Genomic DNA, 19851 nt, shown 5'->3' on the forward strand with positions numbered 1-19851 from the left:
GTCCCTTGGTTCCCGGGGGCTAGCGCCCGCTACTCTCGAATGCCTTCTGCACCAGGCTTTCCACGTCCATGGCGTCGATGTCCGCCGCGGGCTCCGCGCCGGGTCGGCCGCCCTGCGGCGGGATGTCGGCCGGCTCGCCGAAGAACTTCCGGTGCAGGAGGGCGGCGACCTTGGCGGGCGTCGGGTGGTCGAAGACGAGGGTCGTGGCCAGCGGCAGGTCCGTGGCGGCGGTGATCCGGTTGCGGAGTTCGACGGCGGTCAGCGAGTCGAAGCCGAGGTCCAGGAACGGCCGTTCCTCGGGCACTTCGTCCCGGCCGGCGTGGCCGAGCACGCCCGCCACCTGATCCCGCACCAGGTCCAGCAGTGCCTCCAACTGCTGCGTCGCCGACATCCCGGCCAGCCGCCGGTGCAGCGGCTCGGCAGCGGAGCGTTGTGCCCGTTGCTGCGGGAGGAACTCGGTCAGCAGCGGCGGCACGGGGTTCGCTCGGGCGTAGGCGCGCAGGGTCGTCGCATCGAGGTGCAGGGGGAGCAGGTGCGTGCTGGGAGTCCGGCAGGCCTCGTCGAACAGCCGGAGGCCGTCGTCGGGTTGCAGCGGAACGATGCCGGCCTGCGTCATCCTCGCCAGGTTGACCTCGCTCAGGTCGGTGGACATGCCGCTGGAGACCTGCCACGGGCCCCAGGCCAGGGCGTGCGCGGGCAAACCGAGGTCGCCCCGGTGCTGGGCGAGGGCGTCGAGGAACGCGTTCGCCGCGGCGTAGTTCGCCTGCCCCGGGTTGCCGAAGATCGCCACGGCGGAGGAGAACAGGACGAACACGTCCGGCTCGTACCGCCGCGTGGCCTCGTGCAGGTTCCACGCCGCCGTGACCTTGGGGGCCAGCACTGCCGCGAGGTCGTCGGGCCGGAGGGCGTGCACCGGGGCGTCCCGCAGGACGCCGGCGGTGTGGATGACACCGGTCAGCGGGTGCTCATCGGGGATGCCTTCGAGCAACCCGGCCAGGGCCGCCGGATCGGTGAGGTCGCAGGCGGCGATCTCCGCCTCGGCGCCGAGCGCGGCCAGGTCGGCGAGGAGTTGCTCGGCGCCGGAGGCGGCCGGTCCCTGGCGGCTGACCAGCAGCAGCGGCCCCCGGTGCGCCGCCGCGAGGTGACGGGCGACGAGGCTGCCCAGCGCGCCGGTGCCGCCGGTGATGAGCACGGTGCCGTGCGGGTCGAGTCCGCGAGCGGAGCCGTCGCCGGTCGGCTCGGTGGGCGCCAGGCGCTGGGCGAACAGCTCGCCGTCCCGGAGCGCGACCTGCTGTTCCCCGTGGTGCAGCGCGGTTGCGACGGCCCGGCCGATGGTTTCCGGTGCCGCATCCGGATCGTCGACGTCCATCAGCACGATCCGGTCGGGATGCTCGGTCTGCGCGGGGCGCAGCAGCCCCCACAGCGAGGCGGTGCCGAGGTCCGGTGCTTCGCCGGGGTGGACGGTGACCGCGTTGCGGGTGAGCAGCACGAGCCGCGACCCGGATTCCCGGCCCAGCCAGGCTTGCACGAGGTCGAGGAGCCGCTGGGTCCGCCGGCCCACGAGCGCCGGGATGTCGGCCGCATCCGGGTGATCGCGCTGGTCGATCACGACGACGTCGTTGTCGGGCACCGGGTCCTGCCCGGATGCGATCCAGCCCAGGTCCACGGCCTCGTCCACCTGGGCGAGGGGCCGCCAGACGAGCCGGAACAGGCGGTCGGGGGCGGTCGGGCCCGCGGTGAGGGCCTTCAGGTCGAGCCGCACGGCCGCCACCGGAAGGCCGGACTCGTCCACGACGTCGAGCTGCGCCTCGGTGGGGCCGTCGTAGCGCCACGCGGCTCGCAAGCCCGCAGTTCCGGCCTGGTGGGCTTCGCCGTCGGCGATCTCGTGGTAGAAGTCCTGGAGATCGACCGGAGCGATGTCCGCTGCGGTGGGAGTGGCGCTGCGGAGGCGACCGGATGCGTGCAGGGTCCAATCGCCGTCACCGCAGCGCGAGTGGAGGGTCAGCGCGAGGTTGTCGTCGTCGCCTGGCGTGGTGGCCAGTTGTAGCACGGTGCGGTCCTGCGGGTATCCATTGTGGATGGTCAACTCGTCGAGCACGTGCCCGAGCCGGTTGGCTGCGTGCAGCGCCATGTCGAGGACGGCGGTGCCCGTCAGCGGCGCTTCTGGCGTGATCTGGCCCGTGAAGATGGTCTGGCCGGTCTGCGGCACGTCGATGCGCGCGCTGAGCAGCGGATGGCCGGTGCTCTCGAAGCCCAGGTCCTCGGCGCGGCTCGACGGCTCCGGCGTCGCCCAGAAGTCCCGCCGCTGGAAGGGATAGGTGGGCAGGTCGAGGGTTCGGGCCGGGGTGAGGACCGCGGTCCAGTCGGGGCTGAGTCCGGTGGTGTGGGCGTGGGTGATGGCGGTGAGGTACGCGGTGGTGTCGTCGGTGCCGGGTTCGAGGGTGGCGTGGCTGGGCGTGTCGTGGGTGGTTCGGGTGAGGGTGGTGAGGGTGGTGTCGGGCCCGAGTTCGAGGTGGTGGGTGATGGTGTGGTGTCGGTGCAGCCAGGCGAGGGCGGGCGAGAAGCGGACGGCTTGGCGTACTTGGCGTGCCCAGTAGGCGGGGGTGGTGAGTTCGTCGGTGGCGGTCCCGGTGACGGTGGAGATGATCGGGATCTTCGGCGGGTGGAAGGTCAGACCCCGGGCGGTTCGTTCGAGTTCGTCGAGGATGGGCTCGCAGTGGGGTGAGTGGAATGCCCTGCTGGTATGGAGTTTCCGGGCGGTGCGGCCTTGGTTCTGCCAGTGACCGGCGATGGCCTGCACCGCGTCTGGGTCGCCGGAGATCACTGTGGACTGTGGGCTGTTGATGGCAGCGATGGAAACTCCGCTTCGTGTATCGAGGAGTTCGGGATGTGCGTCGGTGAGTTCTTGCTCGCTGGCGTTGATCCCGGCCATGACGCCGTGTGCGGGGAGGTTCTGCATCAGCCGGGCGCGTGTGGCCAGCAGTGTTGCCGCGTCGGGCAACGTGAGTACGCCTGCGAGGTGGGCGGCGGTGAGTTCGCCGATGGAGTGGCCGATGAGGTAGTCGGGGGTGATGCCGTGGTGTTCGAGCAGCCGGAACAGTGCCACCTGCAGCACGAATAGTGCGGGTTGTGCGACGAGCGTCTGCTCAATCTCGGTGTTTTGGCCGTGGAAGACGATGTCGGTGAGCGGCCGGTCCAGTCCCAGCAGCGGGTCGAGGTGCGCGCATGCTTCGTCCCAGGCTTGAGCGAAGACCGGGAACGCCTCGTGCAGTCCGCGTCCCATGCCGGGCCGCTGGCTGCCCTGACCGGACAACAACATGGCCACAGCGGTCTCGTCAACCGCGATACCCCGTGCAACGCCGGGGTGTTCTCCTGAATGAGCCAGGCTCCTCAGCCTTGTCATCAGTTCCTCGTGGTCGCTGCCGAAGATCGCGGCGCGGTGCTCGAAGGCGGTCCGGGTGGTGGCCAGCGACCACGCCACGTCGGCGGGCGACCAGTCCGCGTTCTCCATCAGCCGGGAGTGCAGCTGTTCTGCTTGTGCTTCAAGAGCTTCCGGAGTCTTCGCGGAGATGACCCACGGCACGAGCGCGCCGCCAGGGTCCACGACCACCGTGCGTTCCGCGGCCTGGGGCGGCTGTTCGAGGATGAGGTGTGCGTTGGTGCCGGAGACGCCGAAGGCGGAGATGGCGGCGCGGCGTGGCCGGTCGGTTTCCGGCCAGGGCTGGGGTTCGGTGAGCAGCGCGAGTGTGCCGCTGGTCCAGTCGATGTGCGGTGAGGGTCGGTCGACGTGCAGCGTTGCAGGCAGTTCGTCGTGGTTGAGCGCCTGCACCGTTTTGATGACACCTGCGACGCCTGCGGCGGCTTGGGCGTGGCCGATGTTGGACTTCAACGACCCCAGCAGCAGGGGCTTCTCGGCGGTGTGGTGCTGGCCGTAGGTGGCCAGCAGTGCTTGGGCTTCGATGGGATCGCCCAACGACGTCCCGGTGCCGTGGGCCTCCACCGCGTCGACATCGGCCGGGGTGAGCCCCGCGTTGGCGAGCGCTTGCTGGATGACGCGTTCCTGCGACGGTCCGTTGGGCGCGGTGAGGCCGTTGCTCGCGCCGTCCTGGTTCACTGCGCTACCCCGGATCACGGCGAGAACGCGGTGACCGTTGCGCTCCGCGTCGGAGAGCCGTTCCAGTACAACCACCCCGACGCCCTCGGACCAGCTCGTGCCGTCCGCCGAGGCCGAAAACGCCTTGCAACGGCCGTCCTGCGCGAGCCCGCGCTGGCGGCTGAACTCGATGAACACGTCCGGCGTGGCCATGATGCTGGCACCTCCGGCGAGAGCCAGGCTCGACTCGCCGGAGCGCAGCGACTGGCACGCCAGGTGGATCGCCACCAGCGACGACGAGCACGCGGTGTCCACGGTCACCGCCGGGCCTTCCAGCCCCAAGATGTACGCCACGCGGCCCGACAGGACGCTGGCCGTGGTGCCGGTGCCGACGAACGGCTCCAGCTCGCCCGGCGTCGGCTTGCGCCGCAGCACCGCCGCGTAGTCCTGGCCGTTCGTTCCCGCGAAGACGCCGGTCGGCGTGCGCCGCAGCGTCGCCGGGTCGATTCCCGCGCGCTCCAACGCCTCCCAGGAGGTCTCCAGCAGCAGCCGCTGCTGCGGGTCCATCGCCAGCGCTTCGCGCGGGCTGATGCTGAAGAACTCCGGGTCGAACGCCGCCGCGTCGTGCAGGAATCCGCCGCTGCGGACGTAGGTCCTGCCGACGGCGTCCGGGTCGGGGTCGAAGATCCCGGCGAGGTCCCAGCCGCGGTTCGCCGGGAACGGCGTGATCGCGTCGGTCCGGGAGCCGACCAGCTCCCACAACCCCTCCGGCGAATCCACGCCGCCGGGCAACCGGCACGCCATTCCCACGATCGCGATGGCCTCGCCAGCGGCCGCCTGCGCGGCAACGGGCGCGGCGGCCGGCGCCTCGGGCGTGAGCCGGCCGAGGACGTGGTCGGCGAGTGCCGCGAGCGTCGGGTGGTCGAAGGCCAGCGTCGCCGACAACCGCAACCCGGTGCTCTTGGCGAGGCGGTTGCGCAACTGGACGGCGGTGAGCGACTCGAAGCCGAGCTCCTGCAGCGGCCTGCTCGCCGGGACCGCCGCCGGATCGGCATGCCCCAGCACGGCGGCGACCTCACCGCGCACCAGCTCCACCACGGCCCGGCGTCGTTCCTTCCCGGGAAGGCCGTTGATCCGCTCGCGCAGCGCGGCGTGCGGCTCGTCGGAGCTTGCGGCCGCGTCGTGGCCGGTTCCGGCGAGGCCGGCGAAGCAGCGGGACGCGTTCGACGCGACGAACCGGTTCCAGTCGACGTCCGCGACGGCGACGACGTGGTCGTCGTTGCCAATCGCCTGCCGCAACGAGGCGATGGCCAGCTCCGGGGACATCCCGAGCAGACCCCGCCGCCGGGCGGGCTCGGCGTCGTCCGAGTCGTCCCACGGGCCCCACTCGACCGAGACCGCGCGCAGCCCGGCGGCCCTGCGCCGACGCACCAGCGCGTCGATCCAGGCGCTGGTTGCCGCCCCGGCCGCGTAGCCCTCGGCGCCCCAGGCGTCGGTCACGGCGGAGAGGACGACCAGCGTTTCGATCCGACCGTTGACGAGCAGTTCATCGAGTTGGGCGAGCTCGGTGATCGCCTGCCGCATCGCCGCTTCGACGCCCGCCGCGTCCGTGGCGGCCAGGAGCCCGGTGGCCGTTTCGCCGGGAACGATGTGGAACACAGTGCGCGCGGGGTCCGGGGTCGTGGCGATGCCGTGCTCGCCCAGCAGCTCGGTCAGGCGATCCACGCCGGGCGAAGCCCCGGTCACCAGGACGGCTTCGTCGGGCTGCCAGGGGGAATCGGTCGCTCCGGGCACCCGGGCCAGCCGCGCGACGCGGGTGCCCGCCGGCCGGATCGCGACCTGGTCCTCCGCGCGCTCGGCGAGGATCGCGGCGAGGGACGCGGCGGCCCGGCGGTCGGCGCGCAGCGGCAGGTCGACCAGCCCGCCCCAGCGGTCCGGGTGTTCGAGCGCGATCACCCGGCCCAGACCCCACAGCGCCGCGAGCTCGGAGTTGGGCGGCGCGTCGTGCTCGTCGACCGCGACCGCGCCGCGCGTCAGGCACCACAACGGGGCCGCGACACCTGCGTCGCCGAGCGCCTGGACGAGCGTGATCGTGGCGGTGACCGTGCCGAGCAGCGAGACGATGCCAGTCGGGGCTTCGTCCCGGAGGAGATCGGCCAACTCGCTCCGGGAAGGCTGGTCGTCGATCCGGATCGGGTGCGCCTCGGCCCCGGCCATGGCCTGCGCGACGGTGTCGAGCACGTCCCGCTCGGTGTCGGGTGCGCTGATGATGAGCCAATTTCCGCGTGGGGCAAGAGGATTTTCCGGTGTGGGTGCCGGATGCCATTGGGTCTCGTAGCGCCACGAGTTCAACGTGATCTCGGCGCGCTGGCGCCGTCGCCACGCCGACAGGGCGGGCACGACGTCGTGCAGCGGGGTTTCGGGGGCGATGTCGAGGGCCTTCGCGACCGCGCCCGGGTCGTTGTCCTCCACGGCGGTCCAGAAGCTCGCATCGGAGCCGGTCTCGGCGCCGCGGTCGGCCGGCGGGTCGAGCCAGAAGGACTGGCGCTGGAAGGCGTAGGTGGGCAGGTCGACGGTCCGCGTCGGGGTGAGGACCGCGGGCCAGTGCGGCGAAAGTCCGGTGGTGTGGGCGTGGGTGAGGGCGCCGAGGTAGCCGGCGGCGCCGTCGACGCCGGGTTGCTGCGTGGGGAGGCTCGGCGTCTCGTCGTGGCTGGTCAGGGCATGGGTGGTGAGCGTGGCGTCGGGCCCTAGTTCCAGGTGGTGGGTGACGCTGTGGTTCTGGTGGAGCCAGGCGAGGGCGGGTGCGAAGCGCACGGGCTGGCGTACCTGTCGGGCCCAGTAGACCGGGGTGGTGATGTCGTCGGTGCGGGTCCCGGTGACGGTGGAGATGATCGGGATCTTCGGTGGGTGGTAGGTCAGCTGGTCGGCGGTGTGCTCCAGCTCGTCGAGGATGGGCTCGCAGTGGGGTGAGTGGAAGGCCCGGCTGGTGTGCAGTTCCTTGGCGGTGCGGCCCTGGTTCCGCCAGTGCTCGGCGATGGCGCGCACGGGATCGGGGTCGCCGGAGATGACGGTGGATAGCGGGCCGTTGATCGTCGCGATCGAAACGCCGCTTCGCGCATCGAGGAGTTCGGGATGCGTCTCGGTGAGTTCCTGCTCGCTGGCGTTGATGCTGGCCATGACGCCGTGTGCGGGGAGGCTTTGCATCAGGCGGGCGCGGGTGGCCAGCAGGCGCGCTGCGTCGGGGAGCGTGAGTATTCCGGCGAGGTGGGCGGCGGTGAGCTCGCCGATGGAGTGGCCGATGAGGTAATCGGGCCGGATCCCGTGGTGGTCGAGTAGCCGGAAAAGCGCGACCTGCAGTGCGAACAGCGCGGGTTGTGCTATGAGCGTCTGCTCAACCTCATCGGGTTGCCCGTGGAAGACGATGTCGGTGAGTGGCCGGTCCAGTCCGAGCAGCGGGTCGAGGTGTGCGCATGCTTCGTCCCAGGCTTCGGCGAACACGGGGAACGCCTCGTGCAGGCCGCGGCCCATGCCGGGGCGCTGGCTGCCCTGCCCGGACAGCAGCATCGCCACACCTGGATCGCCTGCTGCGACGCCTCTTGCCACGAACGCGCTTTCCCCATCGCGGGCAAGGGTTTCCAGTCCGGCCAGAAGCTCCTCGCGGTCATCTGCGAGAACGGCGGCGCGGTGCTCGAAGACCGCTCGGGTGGTGGCCAGTGACCAGGCGACCTCGGCGGGTGTCCAGTCGTCCCGGTCGCGGAGCTGGTCGTGCAGCCGTTGTGCTTGCGCTGTCAGCGCTTCCGGTGTCTTCGCGGAGAACACCCACGGAACGGTCGATGAGACAGGATCGTCCTGTGTGGACCCATCTGGTGGTGCTTGTTCGAGGATGAGGTGTGCGTTGGTGCCGGAGACGCCGAAGGAGGAGACGGCGGCCCGGCGCGGCTGGTCGGCCTCGGGCCAGGGCTGGGGTTCGGTGAGCAGTGCGAGTGTTCCGCTGCTCCAGTCGATGTGTGTCGATGGTTCGTCGGCGTGGAGTGTGGCGGGCAGCTGGTTGTGGTGGAGGGCCTGGATCATCTTGATGACGCCTGCGACGCCTGCGGCTGCTTGGGTGTGGCCGATGTTGGATTTCAGCGATCCCAGCCACAAGGGGCGTTCGGCGGTGTGGTGCTGGCCGTAGGTGGCCAGCAGCGCCTGCGCCTCGATGGGGTCGCCCAGCGATGTCCCGGTTCCGTGGGCTTCGACGGCGTCGACATCCGCGGGCGTGAGTCCGGCGTTGTTGAGCGCTTCCAGGATGACGCGTTCCTGCGAAGGCCCGTTGGGTGCGGTCAGGCCGTTGCTGGCGCCGTCCTGGTTGACGGCGCTTCCCCGGATCACGGCCAGGATGCGATGACCATTGCGCTGGGCGTCCGACAGCCGCTCCAGCACCACGACCCCGGCGCCTTCGGCCCAGCCGGTGCCGTCGGCGTCGGCGGAGAACGCCTTGCAGCGCCCGTCCTTCGCCAGCCCGCGCTGGCGGCTGAACTCGATGAACGGGGTCGGCGTCGCCATGACGCTGGCGCCTCCGGCCAGCGCCAAGCTCGACTCCCCGGACCGCAGCGATTGGCACGCGAGGTGCATCGCTACCAGCGACGACGAGCACGCGGTGTCCACCGTGACCGCCGGGCCTTCGAGGCCGAAGGTGTAGGACACCCGGCCCGAGGCGATGCTGCCCGCGCTGCCGTTGCCGAGGTAGCCCTCGAACTCCGGGAGCACCCGGCCGGCGAGCCGCCCCGCGTAGTCCTGGTAGATCACCCCGGTGAACACCCCGGTCCGGCTACCCGGCAGCGAGCCCGGGTTGATGCGCGCGTGTTCGAGCGCTTCCCACGACGTTTCGAGCAGCAGCCGTTGCTGCGGGTCGATCGTCGCGGCTTCCCGGGGGCTGATGCCGAAGAACGCGGCGTCGAACTCGTCGGCCTCGTGCAGGAATCCGCCGCGCCGGACGTAGCTGGTGCCCGGGTTGTCGGGGTCGGCGTTGAAGAGCGTGGCGAGGTTCCAGCCTCGGTTGGTGGGGAAGCCGGTGATGGCGTCCGCGTTGTCGGCGAGGAGCTGCCACAGCTCGTCCGGCGAGTGGACACCGCCGGGCAGGCGGCACGCCATGCCGACGATGGCGATGGGCTCGTCGGACACCGAGGCACGAGCCGGGGTGGCGACTTGCTGCGCTCGAGGGAGGAGCCGCTGGCGGAGGTGGGCGGCGAGCGCTTCGGGCGTGGGGTGGTCGAAGGCCAGCGTGGTGGGCAGCCGCAGGCCGGTCGCCGTGGCGAGCCGGTTGCGCAGTTCGACCGAGGTGAGCGAATCGAACCCGAGGTCCAGGAACACGCGGCCGGCCGGAATCGACTCGGCCCCGGAATGCCCGAGAACGGCGGCGGCTTCGCGCCGGACCACTTGCAGGAGGGCCTGCTCGCGCTGGTTCTCGTCGAGGCCGTCGAGGAGCTGTTCCAAGGTCCGGTTCGGACGCCGTTTGCTGGCCTGCCGGGGTTTGAGATCGCCGAGGATCGCCGGGGCGTTCCGAAGCCGCGACGTGTCGAGGCGCAGCGGGACGAGCCATGGAGCCGGCCGCCTGCAGGCCGCGTCGAAAGCAGCCGCGCCGCCGTCCGGATCGAAGGGCAGGGCGCCGATGCCCGCCATGCGCTGGTGGTCGGCATGCGCGAGGTGCTGGGTCATGCCTCCGCTGGTGTTCCAGGGTCCCCAGGCCAGGGAGTGCGCAGGGAGTCCGTGGGTGTGGCGGTGCTGGGCGAGCGCGTCGAGGAAGGCGTTGGCGGCGGCGTAGTTGGCTTGGCCGGGGTTGCCGAAGATTCCTGCCGCTGACGAGTAGAGGACGAAGAACGCCAGGTCGTGGTGCCGCGTGGCGAGGTGGAGGTGCCAGGCCGAGTCCACTTTGGATTCGGCAACGGTGGACAGCTGCTCCGCGGTGAGGGCGTGCAGCGGCGCGTCGCGGAGCACGCCGGCGGCGTGGACGACGCCGGTCAGCGGGCGTTCGGCGGGAATGTCGCCGATCAGTGCGGAGAGCTGGCGCTGGTCGGTGACGTCGCAGGTGGCGATGGTGACCCGGGAGCCGAGCTCATCGAGTAGAGCTTCGGCGTTGGGTGCGGCCGGGCCTTGGCGGCTGGTCAGGAGGAGGTGGCAATCGGGGTGCTGCGCGGCGAGGTGCCGGGCGAGAACGCTGCCCAGCGCGCCGGTGCCGCCGGTGATCAGGATGGTGCCGCGTGGATCGGGTGCTGCGGGCACGGTGAGCACGAGCTTGCCGGTGTGACGCGCGTTGGCGAGGTAGCGGAACGCCTCCGGGGCCTGCCGGATGTCCCACGCCGTGACCGGCAGCGCGGTGAGCCGGCCGCGTTCGAAGAGGCCGGTGAGATCGGCCAGCATGCCCTGCTGGTGAGCGGGATCGATCTCGGAGAGGTCGAAGGCGTGGAAGTGCAACCCGGGATGGTCGCCGGGGTCGCGGAGGTCGGTCTTGCCGAGCTCGATGAAGTGCCCGCCCTCGTTGAGCAGGTCGAGCGAGGCGTCGAGGAGTTCCCCGGTGAGCGAGTTCAGCACGACGTCGACCGAGGGGAACTGCGTCGCGAAGTCCGGCGTGCGGGACGAGGCGATGTGATCTGCGGGAATGCCGAGCTCGCGCAGGAGGGCCCACTTGGTGGGGTGTGCGGTGGCGTAGATGTCGGCGCCGCAGTCCTGGAGGAGTTGGACGGCGGCCATCCCGACACCGCCTGCTGCGGCGTGCACCAGGACCTTCTGTCCGGGATGGACGGTCGTGAGGTGGCGCAGGGCGTAGTAGGCGGTCAAGAACACCGCAGGAGTTGCGGCGGCCTGGGCGAAGCTCCACCCGTCGGGCACCGGCGCCAACAGCCGGTGGTCGGTGACAGCCAGCGGGCCCATCGCGCCGGGCAGGACGCCCCACACCCGGTCGCCGACCCGCAGGCCGGGCACGTCGCCGGCGATCTCGGTGATCACTCCGGCGCCCTCGACGCCGAGCGGCGGGGTGCCGGGGTACATGCCGAGGGTGTTGAGGACGTCGCGGAAGTTCACGCCGACTGCCCGCACGGCGACCCGGACCTGACCGGCCGCGAGCGGTGCCTGCGCCTCCGGGAATTCCGCGAGGTGCAGGTTGTCGATGCTGCCGCGCTCGGACACGTCCAATCGCCACGACATCGAGTCCGGGGCCGCCAGCTCGTTCCGCGCGTCGGCGCGGACCAGCCGGGGCACGAACACGGCATCGCCGCGCACCGCGATCTGCGCCTCACCGTGCCGCAGAGCTGCTTCGACGGTGCGCCGCAGCTCCTCGTCATCGCCGCTGGAGTCGGTGTCGACGAGCGCGAAGCGGCCGGGGTGCTCGTTCTGCGCCACCCGCAGCAGGCCCCACAGCGGCCCCGTGACCAGGTCCGGGACTTCGCCCGGCTGCACGGCCACCGCACCGCGGGTCACCAGCACGAGGCGCGTTCCGGCGAGGTGCGGTGCCGCCAGCCAGGCCTGCAGTTCCGCTACCACCCGCTGCGATACCTCACCGACGAGCCGCGCGACGTCGTCGTCGGCGGCGAGGCCGCGCTGGTCGAGCACCGCGATGTCCGGAGCCGGCTCGCCGGATGCGACGGCATCGCTCAGCGCTGCCACGCCCGAGTCGATCAGCGCCCAGCGCGACTGAGGAGCGTCGGTGTCGTCGAACGCCTGCGGCACCCAGTCCAGGCGCAGCAGGCCGTTGTCCTCCGGGACCGCGTTCGACACTCGCCGAAGTGCGAGCGATTCGATGGTGGCGACCGGAAGTCCATCGTGGTCGACCAGGTCGAGCTGGAACGTGTCGGCCCCGGAGTGCCGGAGGCGGACCCGGAGACCGGTCGTCGCGGAGCCGTGGATGCGCACGCCCGACCACGAGAAGACCAGGCGGGTTCGGCGGTCCTGCGAATCGCCACCGATCAGCCCGGCGTGCTGCGCGGCGTCGAGGAGAGCGGGGTGGACCGCCCAACCGCTGGGGCTGTGATCGTCGGGGAGCGCGACTTCGGCGTAGACGTCGTCGCCGTGCCGCCAGGCGGTGTGGAGCCCTTGGAAGGCCGGCCCGTAACCGAAACCGTGGTCGGCGAGGCGGTCGTAGAGGTCGCCGACGTCGACCGGTGTCGCACCCGCCGGTGGCCAAGCAGCGAGATCCACAGTGGACGAGTTCTCGGGAGCGGTGACGAGCGTGCCGGTGGCGTGGCGCGTCCAGACCTCTTCCGCCCCCGGAGCACGGGAGTAGAGCGCGACGGTTCGCCGACCGTCGTCCTCGGCGGTGATGGCCATGTGGAGCACGACGTGCCCGTGGTCGGGAAGTTCGAGCGGCGTGTGGAGGGTGAGTTCATCGACGGCGCAGCCGAGTTGTGCGGCCGCGTGGAGCGTCATGTCGAGGAACGCGGTGCCGGGGAGCAGGACGTTGCCTTGGACGGCGTGGTCGGCGAGCCAGGGGTGCGAGTCGAGCGAGACGCGGCCGGTGAGGGTGGTTTCGCCGGTGTGGGGCGTGGTGATTCGTGCGGTGAGCAGGGGATGGCCGGTGGTGGCCATGCCGAGCTGTTCCGGGCGTCCCGCCGCCGGCGGGTTGAGCCAGTACCTCTCGTGCTGGAACGCGTAGGTCGGCAGGTCGAGAACCCGGCTTTGCGGGAGGAGCGCGGCCCAGTCGAGGCTGAGTCCGGTGGTGTGCGCGTGGGCGAGCGCGGTGACGTAGCTGGTGGCCTCGTCGGTGCCGGGGTTCAGCGTGGCGTGGCTGGGCGTGTCGTGAGTGGCGCGCGCGAGGGCGGTGAGGGCGGCGTCGGGCCCCAGTTCGAGGTGGTGGGTGACGCCGCGGTGCTGGTGCAGCCAGGCGAGGGCGGGCGCGAAGCGGACGGCCTGACGCGCCTGGCGGGCCCAGTAGGCCGGGGTCGTGATGTCGTCGGTGGGGCTTCCGGTGACGGTCGAGATGATCGGGATCTTCGGCGGGTGGAAGGTCAGACCCCGGGCGGTTCGTTCGAGCTCGTCGAGCAGCGGCTCGCAGTGGGGTGAGTGGAATGCCCTGCTGGTGTGCAGTTTCCGGACGGTGCGGCCTTGGTTCTGCCAGTGACCGGCGATGGCCCGAACCGGATCTGGGTCGCCGGAGATCACTGTGGACTGTGGTCCGTTGATGGCGGCGATGGAAACTCCGCTGTTCGGGTCGAGGAGTTCGGGATGTGCGTCGGTGAGTTCTTGCTCGCTGGCGTTGATCCCGGCCATGACGCCGTGTGCGGGGAGGTTCTGCATCAGCTTGGCCCGTGCAGCCAGCAAGACGGCCGTGTCTTCCAGGGTGAGCACACCGGCGACGTGGGCGGCGGTGAGTTCGCCGATGGAGTGGCCGATGAGGTAGTCGGGGGTGATGCCGTGGTGTTCGAGCAGCCGGAACAGTGCCACCTGCAGCACGAACAGTGCGGGTTGTGCGACGAGCGTTTGCTCAATCTCGGTGTTTTGGCCGTGGAAGACGATGTCGGTGAGCGGCCGGTCCAGTCCGAGCAGTGGGTCGAGGTGTGCGCATGCTTCGTCCCAGGTTTGGGCGAAGACCGGGAACGCCTCGTGCAGTCCGCGTCCCATGCCGGGCCGCTGGCTGCCCTGACCGGACAACAGCATGGCGATGCCCGGGTTGTCCACCGAAGCGCCGAGCGTCACCGCATCGCTTGCCTCAGCCCGTGCGATGGCTCCCAGACCTGACAGCAAATCCTGCCGATCAGTGCCGGTGATCAAGGCGCGGTGCGGGAAGTGGGTGCGGGTCGTGGCCAGCGACCGGGAGACCTCGGCAGGCGTCCACCCGTCCCGGCCGCGGAGGTGGGTGTGCAAGCGTTCGGCCTGCGCTTCAAGGGCCTCTGGCGTTTTCGCCGAGATCACCCACGGCACCACTCCAGCGCCCGCGTCAGCCTCTCGTTCGCCCTGTTCGACGGCACCTCGGGGTGCCTGTTCGAGGATGAGGTGTGCGTTGGTGCCGGAGACGCCGAAGGACGAGACGGCGGCACGGCGCGGGCGGTCGCCTTCGGGCCAGGGCCGGGATTCGGTGAGCAGCGCAAGGCTGCCGCTGCTCCAGTCGATATGAGGTGAGGGTTCGTCGGCGTGGAGCGTGGCGGGCAGCTCTTCGTTGTTGAGCGCCTGCACCACTTTGATGACGCCTGCGACGCCTGCGGCGGCCTGGGTGTGGCCGATGTTGGACTTCAGCGAACCCAGCCACAAGGGACGTTCGGCGCTGTGGTGCCTGCCGTAGGTCGCCAGGAGCGCTTGCGCTTCGATCGGGTCGCCGAGCGAGGTCCCGGTCCCATGGGCTTCGACGGCATCGACGTCGGCGGGCGTCAGTCCGGCGTTGGTGAGCGCCTCTTGGATGACGCGCACTTGCGACGGTCCATTCGGTGCTGTGAGGCCGTTGCTGGCACCGTCCTGGTTCACCGCGCTACCGCGGATCACGGCGAGTACGCGGTGTCCGTTGCGCTGCGCGTCGGAGAGGCGTTCCAGCACCACGACGCCGGCGCCTTCGGCCCAGCCGGTGCCGTCGGCGTTGGCGGAGAACGCCTTGCAACGCCCATCGCGAGAAAGCCCCCGTTGGCGACTGAACTCGACGAAGATCCCCGGCGATGCCATCACGGTCACCCCGCCCGCCAGGGCGAGCGTCGATTCCCCGGATCGCAGCGATTGGCAGGCGAGGTGCATGGCCACCAGCGAGGACGAGCAGGCGGTGTCCACGGTGACCGCCGGGCCCTCCAACCCGAGCGAGTAGGCGACCCGGCCGGACACCACGCTCAGCGCCTTTCCGGTGAGGAAGTAGCCCTCGAAACCCTCCAGCGGTTCGCGCAGCGGCGGGCCGTACTCCGGCAGCACCGTTCCCGCGAACACCCCGGTGCGGCTGCCGCGAAGGCCACCGGGGGCGATGCCGGCGTTCTCGACGGCCTCCCACGAGGTCTCCAGCAGGAGCCGCTGCTGCGGATCCATCGCCGTCGCCTCGCGCGGGCTGATCCCGAAGAACGCGGCATCGAAAGCCGATGCGTCCCGGAGGAATCCGCCGTGCCGCACGTACGACTTCCCGGCGGCGTCCGCATCCGCGTCGTACAGCTCGTCCGCGTCCCAGCCGCGATCGGCGGGGAACTCCGAGATCGCGTCGGTGCCGGTGCGAACCAGCTCCCAGAGCTCGTCCGGAGAGGTGACGCTGCCGGGGAAGCGGCATGCCATGCCCACGATCGCGATCGGCTCGGCCGCGTCGTCCTCCGTCGCGCGCAGCCGGTTGCGCGTGTCGTGCAGCTCAGCGGTGACCCGAGCGAGCAGGTGTCGCATCTGATCGTCGGTGGTCATGCGCAGCAACCTCTTTCTGCCGGTCAGCTGATGCCGAGCTCGCGGTTGATGAATTCGACGATTTCCTCGTTCGACGCGGATTCGAGCCGCGCGGCGACCCCGTCCGGTCGCGGAGCACCGGGCAGCCAGGATTCGGCGATCGCCGCCAGCCGCCGACTGTCCACGTCGGACATTATTTGCCCGGAAAGCGCGGATTCCAGGCCGTCGAGCGCCGCCGAGATCGAGGGTGCCGGGACGAGGTCGGCGTGCAGCCGATCGACCAGCGCTTCCGCCGTGGGATGGTCGAACAGGACGGTGACCGGCAGCTGAAGGCCGGTGATCGAGTTGAGCCGGTTGCGGAACTCCACCGCGGTGATCGAGTCGAAGCCGAGTTCCTTGAACGGCTGACCGGGCGCGATCCGCTGCGGCTCCGAGTGCCGAAGCACGATGGCGGCTAGGGATTGCACGGCTTCCAAGAGGATCTTCCGCTTCTCGCCGCCCGGCGCGGCGGCCAGCCGTGCGGCGAGGTCGCTCGGCCGGCCTTCCGCACCGCTCACCGGCTCCGCGGACGGTTCGCGCCGGAATAGCACGATCGAGGTCTCGTCGTGATCGAGCGCCTGCTTCAGGGCGCCCGAAACGGGAGCAGCGCCGGGACTCCAGGTCATCGAGACCGCCGTTAGCCCGTGCTCCCGTCGCCGCCGGGCGACCGAGTCCAACACCTCGCCGACGGCGCTGCCGGTGGTCGAGAGGAGCACGAAGGCATCGAGATCGTGGCCGCGAGTCAGCTCGTCCAGGTTCAGCGCACCGCGAGGTTCTGAGAGCGGCGACCCCGCGATGTGCAGGACCGTCCGCAGCGGATATTGCTGCGGGATCGAGGACAGCACTTCATCGAGCCCGGCGCGATCGGTCGGGGCGCAGCGGGCGACGGTCACCTTGGCGCCCCGCTCGGTCAGCGCGGCTTCGAGCTCGATCGGGTCGGGCTGCTCGGGGTTGACGAGCAGCACCAGGTGCTCCGCTCCGCGCCGGGCCAGCCATTCCGCGAGGTGCAGCCCGCTCTCGGACGTGCAGTCGGTGACGAGCGCGGTATCGCGCGGGCACCAGTCGCGAACGGGCCGAGCGCTGTCGACCGGCGCGTGGACCAGTCGCCGGGCGAGGAGACCGGCCTCGCGAAGGGCGAACTCGCCACCGGGCTGCGACAGGCAGCCGACCAGATCGGCGGGCGAGAGCTCGTCCGGATCTGCGGGGAGGTCCAACAGGCCGATGCCTGGGCGCTCGCCGACGGCCTCCCGCGTCAGCCCGAGCAGGAGCGCCCGGTCGAGATCGGCCGCAGGTTCGGACGGGCACGTCGAGGCAGCCCCGCTCGTCAGGAACCACAACGGCGTGTGGAAACCGGCCTGCACCAGAGCATCGGCAGCGACCACGTGGCGTGCGGGCTGCGGTCGCTCGGTCAGGGCGAGCAGGGACACGACACCGTCGAAAGGTCCCTGCGTGGCAAGCACTTCCGGAATGGCGGCTCCATCGATCGTCAGGTGCCGCACGGTCGCGCCACCAGCGGTCAACGCGTCGGACACGACGTCCCGCCATCGGCGCGCGACATCGGGCGGCGAAACGACCAGCCAGGTCCCACCGGGTCGCCGGGGCGGCGTGGGAACGGGATGCCAAGCGACGCGATGCCGAACCTCGTTCAGGCCGTCGTGCTGCGGCCCGTCGAGCCAGTAGCGCTCGCGCTGGAAGGGATAGGTCGGGAGTTCGACATGCTCGCGGGCGGGCAGGACGGCCTGCCAGGTGATCGGCGCGCCGTGGACCCACAGGTGTGCGGCGTTGGTGAGGAGCGTGTCGGTGCTGGGGTGGTCGCGGTGCAGCGTGCTGGCGGTGACCACGTCCGGCAAGGCGGTGATGTGGTGGGTGAGCGTGGGGTGCGGGCTGGGTTCCAGGTAGACCCGATGTCCGGTGGTGTGGAGCTGGGTGATGGTGTCGTGGAAGTTCACGGTGGTGGCGAGGTTGGTGTACCAGTAGTCGGCGTCGAGTCCGGTGGTGTCCAAGGACTCGCCGGTCACGGTGGAGTGGAACGGGATTTCGGCGGTCTGCGGGGTGAGTCCGGCGAGTTGTTCCAGCAGTGGTTGCCGGAGGGTGTGGACGTGGTGGCTGTGGGAGGCGTAGTCGACGGGCAAGATCCGCGAGCGCACTCCTTGGTCGGTCAGAGTGTTGTGCAGTGTGCGGATGGCGTCGGTGTCGCCGGAGAGGACGGTGGCGGTGGGGCTGTTGATCGCGGCGATCGAAACGCGTTCCGGGTCGAGATGGGGGCGGAGATCATCGACGGAGAGCGGGACCGACAGCATGCTGCCGTGTCCGGCGAGGTGGGTGCGGATCAGCTGGGATCGCAGGGCGACGATGCGTGCGGCTTGGTCGAGGTTGAGTGCGCCTGCGATGTGTGCGGCGGCGATTTCTCCTTGGGAGTGCCCGATGACGGCGGCGGGCCGGACCCCATAGGACTGCCAGACCCGGGTCAGGGACACCATGACGGCGAACAGCGCCGGCTGGATGATGTCGACGCGGTCCAGCGGGGATCCCTTGCGCAGCAGATCGGTGACCGACCAGCTCTGGTACGCCGATAGCGCCTGATCGCATTCGGCCATGGCTGCGGCGAAAACGGGGTTGGTGTCGAGCAGCTGGCGGCCCATGCCGGGCCATTGGCCGCCCTGACCGGGGAAGACCATGACGATGCGATCGGTGTCGTGGGCCGGTGGCTGCGTGCGCCGGATGATGCCCGGTGCCTCGGTGCCGCCGGCGAGATCGCGCAGATGTTGCAGCAGGTCGTGCCGATCCTTGCCGAGGAGGACGGCGCGGTGCGCGAAGCCGCTGCGCTTGCTCAGCGCCGCTCCGACATCTACAGGCGCCCAGTCCTCGCTCGCGGACAGATGCTCGTGCAGCCGCGCCGCGAATGCCTCAAGCGCCTCCGGCGTCTTCCCGGAGACCACCCACGGCACCGGATCATCCCCAGCACCAGAAGCACGATCCACAACCACCGCACGTGGACTGTCCTGTGTGGACTCCGTATCACGAGTCGGCAGTTCGAGGACGAGGTGCGAGTTTGTGCCGGAGACACCGAAGGACGACACGGCGGCCCGGCGCGGCCGGTCGACATCAGGCCACGGCCGGGATTCGGTGAGCAGCGCGAGCGCACCGCTGCTCCAGTCGACGTGCGGCGACAGTGCCTCGACGTGCAGCGATGCGGGCAACTCGCCGTGCCGGAGGGCCTGGACCATCTTGATGACGCCGCCGACCCCGGCCGCGGCCTGGGTGTGGCCGACGTTGGACTTCAGCGACCCCAACCACAACGGGCGTTCGGCGGTGCGGTGCTTCCCATAAGTCGCCAGCAGCGCTTGCGCCTCGATCGGATCCCCCAGCGAAGTGCCGGTGCCGTGTGCTTCGACGGCATCGACATCGGCGGGCCCCAAACCCGCGGCCGCCAGCGCCTTCAAGATCACCCGCTGCTGCGAAGACCCGTTGGGCGCGGTCAACCCGTTGCTCGCACCGTCCTGGTTGACCGCGCTGCCCCGGATCACCGCCAGCACGGGATGGCCGTTGCGCTCGGCGTCCGAGAGCCGTTCCAGCACCACGACTCCGACGCCCTCGGCCCAGCTGGTGCCGTCCGCCGCCGCGGCGAACGGCTTGCACCGGCCATCCGGGGACAGGGCGCGCTGCCTGCTGAACTCCACGAACATGGTGGGCGTGGCCATGAGGGTGGCCCCGCCGGCCAACGCGAGCGTCGACTCCCCGGCCCGCAGCGACTGGCAGGCGAGGTGGATCGCCACCAACGACGACGAACACGCGGTGTCCACCGTGACCGCCGGGCCTTCCAGCCCGAGCGTGTAGGACACGCGGCCGGACGCCACGCTGCCCGCGCTCCCGTGGCCCACGTACCCCTCGAACTCGGCCGGGATGAGCGGCACCAGCCGCGACCCGTAGTCCTGGTACATGACGCCGGTGAACACGCCGGTCGGGCTGCCGTCCAGCGACAGGGGATCGATGCCCGCGTGTTCGAGCGCCTCCCAGGAGGTTTCCAGCAGCAACCGCTGCTGCGGGTCGATGGCCGGGGCTTCGCGCGGGCTGATGCCGAAGAACGCGGCGTCGAATTCCGCTGCGTCGTGCAGGAATCCACCCTCCCGGACGTAGCTCGTCCCGCGGTGCTCCGGGTCCGGGTGGTACAGCGCGTCGAGGTTCCAGCCCCGGTCGGCGGGGAAGCCGGAGATCGCGTCCCGGCCGGCCGCCACGAGCTCCCACAACTGCGCGGGCGAGGCGACACCGCCCGGGAACCGGCACCCCATCCCGACGATGGCGATCGGCTCGGGGAGCGCGCTCAACCGCTGCCGCGCCTGCCGCAGCTCGGCAGTGACGCGCTTGAGGTAGCTGCGGAGCTTCTCCTCGTTCGACATCGCGATGTCCTCCTCCTT

General features: G+C 70.8%; 1 protein-coding gene and 1 pseudogene. Both read right to left on the reverse strand.

Annotated features, from left to right (window positions below; genetic code table 11):
- Positions 1-19: 19 nt before the first annotated feature.
- Complete coding sequence (locus ACWEV3_RS08015) at positions 20-15427, reverse strand: SDR family NAD(P)-dependent oxidoreductase (protein ID WP_452613172.1); 15408 nt, start codon at positions 15425-15427, stop codon at positions 20-22.
- 14 nt (positions 15428-15441) lie between these two features.
- Positions 15442-19794 (reverse strand): annotated as a pseudogene (locus ACWEV3_RS08020) (type I polyketide synthase); the annotation flags it as partial.
- Positions 19795-19851: the final 57 nt, after the last annotated feature.

Source organism: Saccharopolyspora sp. NPDC003752, assembly GCF_053605825.1.